Origin of the sequence: Pelagibacterium sp., from assembly GCF_035555455.1 — a bacterium.
Classification (GTDB): domain Bacteria; phylum Pseudomonadota; class Alphaproteobacteria; order Rhizobiales; family Devosiaceae; genus Pelagibacterium.
This window is the reverse complement of sequence record NZ_DATMGM010000008.1, coordinates 47,581-59,124: the sequence shown is the minus strand read 5'-3', so window position 1 is coordinate 59,124 and position 11,544 is coordinate 47,581. Positions and strand designations below refer to the sequence as shown.

General features: G+C 64.2%; 11 protein-coding genes. 2 read left to right on the top strand and 9 right to left on the bottom strand.

Features of this window, described 5'->3' with window-relative positions; all coding sequences use genetic code 11:
- Nucleotides 1–94 precede the first annotated feature (94 nt).
- Nucleotides 95–1,795, top strand: a complete 1,701-nt coding sequence (locus tag VNS12_RS01615; RefSeq protein ID WP_325486096.1) for an oligopeptide/dipeptide ABC transporter ATP-binding protein — start codon at nucleotides 95–97, stop codon at nucleotides 1,793–1,795.
- On the opposite strand, the gene VNS12_RS01610 is transcribed toward VNS12_RS01615, so the two are convergent.
- From VNS12_RS01610 to VNS12_RS01580, 7 genes are all read right to left on the bottom strand, one after another.
- Nucleotides 1,782–2,354: a hypothetical protein gene (locus VNS12_RS01610; protein WP_325486095.1), complete on the bottom strand. Its 573-nt coding sequence runs from the start codon at nucleotides 2,352–2,354 to the stop codon at nucleotides 1,782–1,784. The genes VNS12_RS01615 and VNS12_RS01610 overlap by 14 nt on opposite strands.
- A gap of 13 nt (nucleotides 2,355–2,367) precedes the next feature.
- The gene (locus VNS12_RS01605; RefSeq protein WP_325486094.1) at nucleotides 2,368–2,949 is read right to left on the bottom strand and encodes a DUF6644 family protein; all 582 of its coding nucleotides are present in this window, start codon (nucleotides 2,947–2,949) and stop codon (nucleotides 2,368–2,370) included.
- 34 nt (nucleotides 2,950–2,983) lie between these two features.
- Complete coding sequence (locus tag VNS12_RS01600) at nucleotides 2,984–3,499, bottom strand: DUF6644 family protein (protein ID WP_325486093.1); 516 nt, start codon at nucleotides 3,497–3,499, stop codon at nucleotides 2,984–2,986.
- Nucleotides 3,500–3,581: 82 nt separating this feature from the next.
- The gene (locus VNS12_RS01595) at nucleotides 3,582–4,097 is read right to left on the bottom strand and encodes a DUF6152 family protein (protein ID WP_325486092.1); all 516 of its coding nucleotides are present in this window, start codon (nucleotides 4,095–4,097) and stop codon (nucleotides 3,582–3,584) included.
- A 129-nt stretch (nucleotides 4,098–4,226) separates the two neighbouring features.
- Nucleotides 4,227–5,618, bottom strand: coding sequence for a hypothetical protein (locus tag VNS12_RS01590; RefSeq protein ID WP_325486091.1), 1,392 nt, complete (start codon nucleotides 5,616–5,618; stop codon nucleotides 4,227–4,229).
- Nucleotides 5,619–5,858: 240 nt separating this feature from the next.
- Nucleotides 5,859–7,598, bottom strand: a complete 1,740-nt coding sequence (locus tag VNS12_RS01585) for an FAD-dependent oxidoreductase (protein WP_325486090.1) — start codon at nucleotides 7,596–7,598, stop codon at nucleotides 5,859–5,861.
- An 11-nt stretch (nucleotides 7,599–7,609) separates the two neighbouring features.
- Nucleotides 7,610–8,473 carry an intradiol ring-cleavage dioxygenase gene (locus VNS12_RS01580; RefSeq protein WP_325486089.1) on the bottom strand — a complete coding sequence of 288 codons (864 nt, stop codon included), beginning with the start codon at nucleotides 8,471–8,473 and terminating at the stop codon, nucleotides 7,610–7,612.
- A gap of 274 nt (nucleotides 8,474–8,747) precedes the next feature.
- On the opposite strand from VNS12_RS01580, the gene VNS12_RS01575 reads away from it, so the two are divergent.
- Nucleotides 8,748–9,269 (top strand): hypothetical protein, encoded by a 522-nt coding sequence (locus VNS12_RS01575; RefSeq protein WP_325486088.1) that lies wholly within the window; start codon nucleotides 8,748–8,750, stop codon nucleotides 9,267–9,269.
- A 76-nt stretch (nucleotides 9,270–9,345) separates the two neighbouring features.
- On the opposite strand, the gene VNS12_RS01570 is transcribed toward VNS12_RS01575, so the two are convergent.
- Both VNS12_RS01570 and VNS12_RS01565 read right to left on the bottom strand, forming a co-directional pair.
- Nucleotides 9,346–10,533 (bottom strand): CaiB/BaiF CoA transferase family protein, encoded by a 1,188-nt coding sequence (locus VNS12_RS01570; RefSeq protein WP_325486087.1) that lies wholly within the window; start codon nucleotides 10,531–10,533, stop codon nucleotides 9,346–9,348.
- 4 nt (nucleotides 10,534–10,537) lie between these two features.
- Nucleotides 10,538–11,344, bottom strand: a complete 807-nt coding sequence (locus VNS12_RS01565) for a citryl-CoA lyase (protein WP_325486086.1) — start codon at nucleotides 11,342–11,344, stop codon at nucleotides 10,538–10,540.
- Nucleotides 11,345–11,544 lie beyond the last annotated feature (200 nt).

The following is an 11,544-nucleotide window of genomic DNA, read 5'->3' as shown; positions in this document are numbered from 1 at the left end:
TGCTCGCTCCGGCCGGGCTGATCCTTGTCTCGGTCGTCGCGGTCAATCTGATCGGCAATGCCTTGCGCGATGTGCTCGACAGCGGAGCGGACAAATGAACGCCCCCACCCTGCCCTTGCTCTCGGTCGACAATCTCTCGCTCACCTATGCGGGCGGCAATCACGCCGTGCGCGGCGTCAGCTTTGCGCTCCAGCCGGGCGAGTGTCTGGCGCTGGTCGGCGAATCGGGCTGCGGCAAGACCTCCATCGCCCGCGCGGTGATCGGCCTGCTGCCGCGCTCCACCAACACCTCCGGCCACATCCGCTTTGGGGGCGAAGACCTGCTTGCCGCCCCCGAACGGCGTCTGCAACACCTGCGCGGGCTGAGCATCGGCTATGTCGCCCAGGACCCGTTCGAAGCCTGCGATCCGCTGACCACCATTGGCGGGCATCTGGCCGAATCGTGGAAGGCCCACGGCCTGCCAGTGCCCCGGGACGAGGCTGCGGCGCAGTTGAGCGCCATCGGCATCACAAACGCTGCGCGCCGTCTCCGGCAATACCCGCACCAATGGAGCGGCGGCATGCTGCAACGCGCCGCCATCGCGGCGGCCACCGCGCACCGCCCGCCGCTGATCGTCGCCGATGAGCCCACCAGCGCGCTTGACGCCGATCACGCCGATCTCACCCTCAACCTGTTGCGCGCCGCTGGCACCGCCGTTCTGCTGGTCAGCCACGATCTCGACCTCGTCGCCCGCCACGCCGACCGGATCGCGGTCTGTTATGCCGGCCAGATCGTCGAGATCGGCACCGCCGAGCAGGTCGGGCTCAATCCCCGCCATCCCTATACCCGTCGGCTCAGCCTCGCTCTGCCGCGCAGCCGGGGCGTCCTGCCCCTGCCTTTGCCCGGTTCGCCCCCAAGGCTCGATCAGCCCATTGAAGGCTGCGCCTTTGCGCCGCGCTGCTCCAGCGCCGAACCGCAATGCCGCACCCAGGCTCCGCCCCCAGCGGCGGTCGCCTGCTGGCATCCGCCCCAGGCCTCTGCGCCCGCGCGCGCGCTGGCCAGTCCGCGCCTCACGCAGCCGCGCGACGAAACCATTGTGGTCAAGGGCCAGGCGCTGGCCCGCCGCTATGGCCTGTTTGAGGCGCTCTCCCATGCGGACCTGAGCGTCTGCCGGGGCGAGATCGTCGGTATCGGCGGCCCCTCTGGGGGCGGGAAATCCACTCTGCTGCGCCTGCTGGGCACCATCGAAGCCCCCAGCGCCGGAACCCTCTCTTTTGGTTTCCCCACAAGGCGCAAGCGCATGGCTGGCGGACGCCTTGTCGATCAGGCGGCCCCCGGCATGGTCATGCCGGTGTTTCAGGATCCCTCGGGAAGTCTCGACCCGCGCTGGCCGATCTGGCGCAGCCTGACGGAACCGCACACCCTCGGGCGCTGGCCATTCAACCGCACCGCGCAAAAACAATCAGCGCGCCAGCATCTGGAAACCGTTGGTCTGGGCCATCTCGATATCGAGGCCCGCCCGAGCGAACTCTCGCTCGGTCAATGCCAGCGCATTGCCATTGCCCGGGCGATCGCAGCCCGACCGGCGCTGGTCATCGCCGATGAACCCACCAGCGCGCTCGATGCCGCCGCCACCGCCACCGTGGTTGGCCTGCTCGATGCCCTCGCCGCAAACGGTACGGCCATCGTCATGGTGAGCCACGATCGCAAGCTGCTCGACAGCCTCTGCGACCGGGTCCTCACCATGCACGATGGCCGGCTCTATCCCGACGGGTCAAATGCTCTGGCCGGAGCCGCCGCGCTTACCGCGAGTTGAGAAAGCCCGGGGTCATTTCAAAGTCCCCGGCCAGCGTCAATTCGATCTCGACCGGCGTATCAAAGGAATCGTTGACGAAATACCAGCCGTGCCAGCCTTCCAGCGGCGCGGTCAGCACCCCGGCAGAAGCGCTGCCCGTCTCGTTGCGATACAGCACCGCGTCGCCGGGCGTATTGGCGTCGAGCATGGTGTGGCCGTGGAATTCGTAGTGAATGTCCCCCGAAGCCGTCCACGCATAATACACCGTATCGCCGGGCTTCATGGTGATCTTGTATTCGGCCTGCCCGTAGTTTTCGACCAGCCCGCCCACTGAAAAGGTGACTGTTTCCGTGCGGGTCGAAGCGTCCGCCTCCTGGGGCAGCCCGTCGAGGCTGCGCGCGATCTCCTCGCCCGCCTGCCCCAACGTATAGGGCGCGTAGTCGGTCTCGATCGGGTCGCCGAACCGCACGTCCTGGGAAAGGCCGGGCAGAACAGCCGAAACCATCAGCCCCGTCGCGATGACGGCACCGGCGGCGACATGCAGCCCGTTGCGGGCGACAAGTGTGCTTGTTGCTTTCATGGTCTGTTTTCCCCTAGCCAACATACGGTGCAATGAGCTGTCCGGCGGCCCCGAACAGATTGTCCAGATCGAAATCGATATCGATCGGAGCGTCAAAATTGAACCCCTTGGAATACCCGATCCAGCGGCCCAGAACGATGACGCTGACCCAAAGGGTGATCGAGGCGAACCCGGCAAACCGCGCCGCGTTTGGCGTTGTCCGGTCCGTGTCCCACTGGGAGACCGAGCGCACGGTGACCAGTTCGAACACCATCATGTTGATCCCCGCCAGAGCGATCGCCGCCAGTTTGAGCTGGAATTGGGTGTTGACGTAAAAGGTCGTCGCATTGGCCGAAAACATCAGCAGCCCGGTGACCAGCGCAACGGCAAAGCCCAACCAGGTCCATTTGAGCAGGTCGCCGGCGACATTGGTGAATGGCCGCGTCACCGACTGCCATCCGACCAGCCTCAGATCGACGACGAAGATCGTGCCGAACACCAGCGCGATGCTGATCACATGCAGCGCATTGACGATGGGCAGGCCATACAGCGACTCGCGCACCCAGGTCGCAATGCCGGTGGCTTCGATGCCGCTGAAAATTTGATAAAAATCCATGCCTATTCCTCCCGGGACCAAGCCGTAATGTTGCTTAAAGCTGCGGCGACAGGGCGCCCCAGATCTGGGCGTCCCAGGCTATGAAGCGCCCCAGAACCATGATCGCGATCCAGATTCCGATTGAGGCGATGGCGAACACCTTGGTCAGGGGCGCAGCAACCAGCGTCGTCTCCCATTCGGCCTCGCGGCCCCGCAGGTGAATCTGGAAAGCCGCGACAATGGCGGTGCCGATCACGACAAGGATCATCTTGGCCCAGAACGAAAAGCTCAGCAGTTCGCGTTCCGGCTCGCCAAAGATCAGCAACACGCCCGAGGTCAACAGCACGGCGATGGCGCCCCAGATCCACGGCGCAAAGCGGCGGCTGGTGACCACAAGGCTCTGGTCCTTGCCGACCACCCCGAGAATGCGCATATCGACCATGAACAGCGCACCGACCAGCACGCCGATGGCGACGATATGGACCGACTGGATCGTCGGGATCATCCATAGGTTCCCGGCGATGGTCTGGTTGAGACCGGTGCCCGCCAGCCAATTGGCAAATTCACGCATGGTATCGCATTCCTCCCTTGGTGGTTTTTGCGCCGGCACCGGGAGGCTTACAGCACCCCGGCACCGGCTTTTTGGCCCCGCCTTAGGCGTCGGGGTTGTATTCTTCGGTCAACGCGCCTTCCTGCGGGATCACACCCTCGCCATGCGAGGTTGCGCCCTCGACGCTGTCACAGTGCTGGCCAGCCGCCGGCGGCGTGTTTGCCGGGCATTTGAACAGGCCCGATTGTCCCCGGTCGCCGCCCGGCTGGCCGTTGCGCAGCGGGTGCAGACCCACCGAGAAGATCGTTCCCGGCGTAAAGCCATTCACAGAAATCCCCTGCTGCGCGGCCTGCGCGGCCCCCGCCATTTCAACGGCCCAGATGACGGGCTCGCCCGCGTCGTTACGGATAACCGCTTTGCGCTCGTCATCGAGCGGCGCAAAGAAAATCTGCAAATGGTTGGCGTCCGGGTTGATGCGCACGACAACGCCGGTAAACACCTTCATCTGCGAACCATCGAACATGGCGAACGAGTGGTGTGCGCCCGCCGGGCCCACCAGCCCGAGGCCGGCAAAAGCGGCGGTAACGCCGCCCAAAATCAAGGATTTCAAGCGCTTCATTGTGCTCTCCTCATCTGGTCCCCGCCCACTCCCATAGGCTGGAACATGTCGTCTTCAAGTCTGGCCGCGAGGCCAACATATTGATGTGCGGCTGCGGAAAATCTCCCGCAGCCGCACATCATCGGTTCATCAGAACCCGAACAGGCCTTCCGCCTGCGGGCGCTCCATATCCTGCTCGAAATACTGCTCCTGGATCGCGGCCCAGGGGCGGCCGAACCGGTCGGGCACCGTGTATTCGATCGTCTGGCCAGGAGAGGTCGGCGTGGCACGACCGTCGATCGGGAAGATCGTCTGGTTGCACTCGATGAAGATATACGGATCGCCTTCAGTGAAGTCGTTCTGGAACTCGTACCACTGAATCTGGCGGACCGGCTGCAACAGCGCTTCCGCGTCGTAGAAGATCGTTTCGTGGTGCAAGCCGACGAATTCGCCGTTTTCCTCGCGCGGGGTGAGGATTTCGATGACCTGCAACTGGTTGGAGTGCTCGAACGCGTTGTGCGTCACCCAGCCCTGCACGTTCGACGTCCAGGTGATCAGCGCATCGCCGTCCCAGAAGCCGATCGATTCACCGTACCAGCGCGGCACGTCCTGACCCAGGCGCGGCACGTTGCCTTCATAGTTGAAGTCACGACCGATATTGTACTGGAACAGGAAGTTGTCCGCCGTTCCCATCAGCCACTGCACGAGATTGGGCGTAACCAGCAGCTGGTGCGGTTGCTGCACCGCATATTGGTGCCAGCGCCGCATCATGCCCTCGGGCCAGCAATACTGGCTCGGCCACTGGGCGGCATTGGTGTTGCCCTGATGATAGGCTTCCTGCACCACGCGGGTCTGGTAGTCGTCGGTCAGCAGCGACAGGATCGTCGGAATCTGGCTGATCCGCTGCCACCACCAGTTTTCATAGGGCATGCGGGTGAACCGACCGCTCCAGTTGGGCGGCGGGTTGTCCCAGTCATATTCGGTCGGGCCACCCTTGGCGTCGGCTTCCGCCATCAGCGCTTCATAATGGGCCTGTGCCGTATCGAAGGCGTACGGGCTGACAATCCCTTCGCGGGGATAGTCCTCGTCACATGCGCCCCACGGTGCCGTCGCCGGATCATCGTCTTCGATCAGCGAACCCGAATTGCCATACGCTCCCCACAGCGATTCATTGGCCAGCCCGCTGTTGCACCGGAAATACCGCTGGTCGCTCCACAGCTCGCGATCGATGTAAAAGTCGTCGGAGGTATAAAGGTCGCGCTCCAGCGGCTCGATGCCCTCGGGAGCGTCCCCGCCCCGTGCCGCAATGGAGTTCTCGCCGCCCGGACCACCGGCCCCGACGATCGGGTACTGATTGGCGTCAGGATAGGCCCAGCCGCGCCCGGCACTGTCGCTCTCATAAGGCGAGTGCCATGGCAGCTCGGGATGGGCGGCGAGCATGTCGGCTTCGCTCTCCCACTGCGCGAACGCAGGTGTCGCTACGAGCAAAAGTGCTCCCAGCGACACGGCCGTCGTAACGTGTCGTCTGACTATGGAATACAAGACTTCCTCCCTGGATCAATGGTTCCCGACCTGATTTCCCGCAGGCGGAAACACAGGATACGGGCGCCAAAGCCCGGTATCGCAAAGCATAATGGCGATGCCCTCGGGCGGTGACCTGCATGTTCGCGATGCGTGTTCTGCACAAAACACGCGCAGGACGGAAAGCGCCCCTCAATGCAGACAAAATCCCCCAGGCCTTAGGCTTTACACCGCCCGTCCCGCCGCTCCTTTGTCGCCGGATCAGCGCCCGGTTATCGCGGCAAGCGCCGCGCACAGCGCTGCTGCCGGGTCGTCCACCAATCGATGCGACCGCCAGCCGACCACCTGATCGGGGCGCACCACAATGGCCCCGTCATCGCCGACCTCGCGCAGCCGCGCCCAGTCGCCGAAATGGTCCTCCCATTCAAGTCCCGCCCCGATGGCGACGACCCGGACCGTGATCCCCAGCCGCTCCTGAGCCGCCCGTGCCGCTGCTGCCCAGCCCTCGCCCCCAATCCCGGTCAGGAGGGTGAACTGCCCCCGCCCCACAAGGTCGAGCGTGGACACCGTTTCCCGGTTCCGCTCCACAAAGGCGTGGGGCAGGCGAGCGCCGGGAAAGCTTGTCGGCTGGTAGATCAGTTCGGAATCCTCTGTGAACTCCGGCGCGTCATCTTTCCCGCTCACCACCGCCGCCGACCGGTAACGCTGGTTCATTTCCACCCCATGGGCATCGAACTCGTAGCGCTTGAAGGCGATCGCCTCGCGCAACGCGTCGCGGCGGCGGCCCCCTTCCGCACTGTCGTGCTTGCGGGCCTCCATATTGGAGACCATGGCCTCGGCATTCTTGGTTTCCAGCAAGCCCAGCGCGTCAAAAATCGGGCCGAACTCGCGGATCGACTGATTGGCGCGCTCGACGATCTGCCGCCCGATCGGGGCCCGTTCGGCGTTATAGGTATCGAGCAGGGCTGGCGTCGCCTGCCCCTTGAGCACCATCGCCAGTTTCCAGGCGAGGTTGAACGCATCCTGCACCGAGGTGTTAGAGCCCAGCCCGTTCGACGGCGGATGCCGGTGCACCGCATCGCCCATGCAAAACACCCGCCCCTTGGCGTAATGCTCGGCATACATATGATTGACGGTCCACAGCGACACGGATTCGATATCGACCGGCACCGTATCGTCCCCGATCAGGGCATGGGCGACGCTGCGGGCGAAATCCTCGCTGATCTGCGGCGGCTCCGCCTCGATATCGTATCCCCACACGATCAGCCATTCGTTCCAGGGCCGCACCATGCGCACCAGCCCCATGCCGATGCCGCCCACATCCGAGCCCGGCTGCAACACCCAGTAGAGCACCGAAGGCCGATGCGCGACGTACCGGCTCAGGTCCGCCTTGAACAGGATGTTGATCGACCCTTCCACGCCCATCCGGCCCTGCATCGGCAGGCCGATATCCTCGGCGACTTTCGAGCGTCCCCCATCCCCGCCGATCAGGTATTTGGCCCGGATCTGATAGCTCTTGCCGGTGAGCCGGTCCTTGACCGTCGCGGTCACCCCGTCCTCATCCTGCTCAAGCCCCAGATATTCCGTCGACAGCCTCGCCTTGGTGCCCCGGGCGCAGGCTGCGCTGAACAGAATGGGCTCAAGATAGGTTTGCGGCAGGTCGATCATCTGGGTCGGGCTCGCCTTGCGATGGCGGGCAAAGCTCATCGGGTCCGAACCCCATCCCCTCAGCCGCCCCAGTTCTTCCCCCGCCAGCGAGGTACAGAACACCGTATTGCCCATCAGCTCATTGGGCGTGCCATACAGCATCGCCTGCTCTTCGAGCCCCAGATCGCGCAGCACCTCCATGGTGCGCTGATTGGTGATGTGGGCCCGCGGCGTGTCCGCCAGCCACCCATGTTTGGTCACCACCATATTGTCGATGCCATAGCTCGACAGCAGTGCCGCGGCGGTCGATCCCGCCGGGCCGCTCCCCACGATCAGTACGTCGGTTTCCAGCATGATTTCCCCCCTCATGCGGTCGGCTTGAGGCCGAACCTGTGATCGAGCCGCATCCATGCGCTGCCCTGCGGCTTGTTTGCCGCCGCCGGTGCCGGACCCGTTTGCGCTTGTGGCGCAACGATCAGCGATTGCTTGACCCCGAACACCGCATCGCTGTCGAGATAGGGGTCCCCCTCCATGAACAGATGGGTGACCAGCGTTTCATACCCCTCATGGGCGATCATGAAGTGGATATGGGCGGGCCGGTACGGATGCCGTCCGGTCGCCTCCAGCATATCGCCCACCGGCCCGTCCGCCGGGATCGGATAATATTTGGGCACGATGCTCCAGAAGCTGATCCTGCCGTCCTCGTCCGCGATGAACCGCGCGCGCAAATTGGGATCGTCGCCGGGCTTTTGCACATCGTAATAGCCGTCCTCGTCCGATTGCCAGACATCGACCTGGGCCCCGGCCAGCGGCGTTCCGTCCGGCGCGCTGACCGTGGCGGTCACATAGAGCGGCGTGCCTGTCTCCCCGCCCGAAATATCGGCATCGGCGGGCTGGACCGGCGGATTGTCCACGTAGAACGGGCCGAGCACCGTGGTTTCGGTCGCACCATCGGGCATGCGATGGTTGATCGCATCGACCAGCATGGAAATGCCCAGCGTATCGGACAACAGGATGAATTCCTGCCGCTTGTCGTCGGTGATATGCCCGGTCCGGGTCAGGAACCCGATCGCCGCGAGCCATTCCTCCTGGGTCAGTTCGACCTCGCGCACGAAAGCATGGGCATGGCGGACCAGCGCCTGCATGATCTGGCGCAAACGGGGGTTTTCGGTGCCGTCGAACCTGTCGACGACCGCATCGGTTATCGTTTCCTCGTTGAAATCGCGCATGACTGTGCTTCCTCGCCCCTGGTTGACCGCCAAGACTAGAAAGCCGCGCCGCGCCCGCGCCTGCATGAATCGCGCATGCCGGGGCAAAAACAGCCCGGAACCGTCTCGCTCTGCGCACTTTGTGCAGGAACCACCTCCGGTTCTGGGTTTTTCTCTCTCGGCAACCCGGTGCTGCACCCGGCGCGACATCCCCCGCTCAGGCGGATTTGCGCCGTGCCCGAATCCGGCAGTGGCGGCTTGCACTTGCCCCATGTTTATCCGAAAGGATCGAGAAATGATCAGGACCTCCACGCTCTCTGGCGCTGCCCTTGCGGCGGCCCTTCTGTTTGCCGGTGCTCCGGCGCTGGCCCAGACCCAGCTCGATGTTTCCTTTGCCGATCCGGCCTGGACCGGCGAGACCGTTCCGGCCGGTCAGCATTGCAGCCTTCAGGGCGGTTCGGGCGCAACCCCGGCCCTTGAAATTTCAGGCCTGCCCGACGAAACAACGCGGATCGATGTGGCGTTTTCCGATGAGACCTATCAGCCGATGAACAATGGCGGCCACGGCACCATCGGGTTCGACGTCACCCCCGCCGATGGCGCGGTAACCCTGCCCAGCGTTCCCGGCGAGACCGACGATCTGCCCGCGCCCGCCTTTGTCGCCGCGCCCAATGCGACCTCGGGCGATTTCCTCGCCGAAGGCTATATGCCGCCGTGCTCGGGGGGCAATGGCAACACCTATTCGGCGCAGATCACCGCGCTTGATGCCAGTGGCGCTGTCTTGGGTACCGGCGCGATCACCCTCGGCACCTACTGAGGCAAATCCCCGAAAAGCAAAAAAGGCGCCGGAGCTTCCCAACTCCGGCGCCATCTCTCTCCCTAATCCGCCCCGATCACTGGGCGGCTTCGGCCCGCTCGTTGTCATCCAGACCCGGCCATTTCGCCCCCTCGGCCAACCGGCTGCGGATATCGTCGCCATCCGCATTGTGGCGCGGGGCCGGGCGCACATCGAGGGTGGGGCGGCGATCCAGCGTCACCGCAGGCCGCACGGCCCGGTCCGCCGCATCGTCCCCGGTTTTTTCCACGGGCACGATCAGGTTCATGTGCTGAACCTGCGGGTCGTTGACCACCTCTTCCACTTCGTTGACGGCGGCAAACGGCACGTCATACCCGCTCATGATCTCGTCCCATTCGGCGCGGTCGCGCTGGCGGGTAATCGCATCGAGCGCCTTGCCGAGCTCTTCGTAATTGTCGATCCGCGCCAGCCGCGTTGCAAACCGGGGATCGTCGCGCAGATGCTGGGCTCCGAACGCCTCGGTCACCTCTTCCCAGAATTTTTCCGGGCTCGACAGGTGGATGGCCACCAGCTTTTCGTCTCGGGTCTTGAGGATATGGGCCTGCGCCAGCCTTGGGCGATCGAGCCCCACCGGGGCCTGCCCGAGCGCAAACAATGCGGTGAACGGTTCGATGGAAAAATGCGCCATGGCTTCGAGCATCGAGACCTCGACCAGCCGCCCCTTGCCGTTGACGCCCCGGCTGACCAGCGCGCCCAACGTGCCATAAGCGGCATAAATGCCGGTGATGGCGTCGGCGAGCGCTGGCCCGAGAAAGCGCGGATTGTCGCGATCGGTCACCACGCCCAGAAACCCGCTCAGCGCCTGCGCCACGGAATCATAGCTGGGCCGGTTCTGATACGGCCCGTCCGGGCCAAACCCGGAGATCGAGCAATAAACGAGTTTGGGATTGATCGCAGCGAGTTGTTCATAGCCCACCCCCATTCGCTCGGCTGCACCGGGACGGAAGTTTTCAATAAACACATCCGCTTCGGCGATCAGCTGATCGAACACCGCCTTGTCGGCTTCGGCCTTGAGGTTGAGGGCGATCGAGCGCTTGTTGCGGTTATAGGCCTGAAAATGCGGCGAATAGGTCCCTTCCTGATAGGTCCGATAGGGATCGCCATCCCCCGGAGCTTCGACCTTGATGACGTCGGCGCCCAGATCGGCCAGCATCATCCCGGCGCACGGCCCGGTGATGAACGTGCCCTGCTCGACAACCTTGATTCCCTTGAGTGGCAGGTCCATGGCCTTATGCCTCCTTACGCTCGGCGACAAAGCCCGCGGGCACGTCGCCGGAATATGAAATGACCCCCGATCCCGCCTCGGTCAGCGCAAAGCCGATCGGATTGGTGCGCTCTTCGAGGATGTGGGCGATGAGGCTCGCCGTGCGCGCGAGGATGGGGACGCCCTTCATCGCCAGCAGCGGATAGCCCGCATCGAGCAGCAGCGCCGGAATCGCCCCCGACACGTTGAGCACCAATTGCCGTCCGGTGATCTCGGGGATCACTTCTTCCGCCAGCAGCGCGGTCTCGAAATGCTCGCCGAACACCCCCAGCTCGCGCGCGACGGCAATCAGCCGCCCGGTGCGCGGGTCATGCGCCTTGTGATAGGGATGGCCGTAGCCGGGGATGGCTTTTTTCTCGGCCCGCAGATCGGAAACGATGGTGTGGATGGCCGCCCGGCGATCGCCGTCTGCTGCGATACACGCATTGAAAAAAGCGCCCGCCGCCTCCGCCGCGCCCAGAATAACCGAGCCGCACCCCAACAGCCCTGCCGCCACCGCACCCTGCACCGCCTCCGGGGCCGCCGCATAGGTGACGCGGGCCGCCTGCACCGATGGCACCAGCCCGTGTTCCGCGATCGCCACCAGCGCCGCATCGAGGGCTCGGGTCTGGCTTTCGGTGGGCATCTCGCCGGTGACCAGCAACCAGGTGTGCTGGGTGAACGTGATCTTGCCGATCAGATCTTCACAAAGATCCTTGCCGCGCACCACGATCTGATCGGGGGTCGATGTGGAGATGCTGGTTTGCCGTGTGGATTGGGGGCCGATCTTCATACTGGACCTTTTGTCTTCAAAGAGGGGGAGAAGGAATGCCAGGCGCCAGCACCCCATTGCGGCCTGTGGCCAGCGCGGGTGGCGTCGATGTCGCGAGGGGGCAGCGCTGCGTTCCCGGGCATCCGCTCTCATTTCCTAACTTTTCGTTCAGCGAACTTTTTTTCGCACAACGCATTCTCATGATTTCCCCGGCCCTTGTC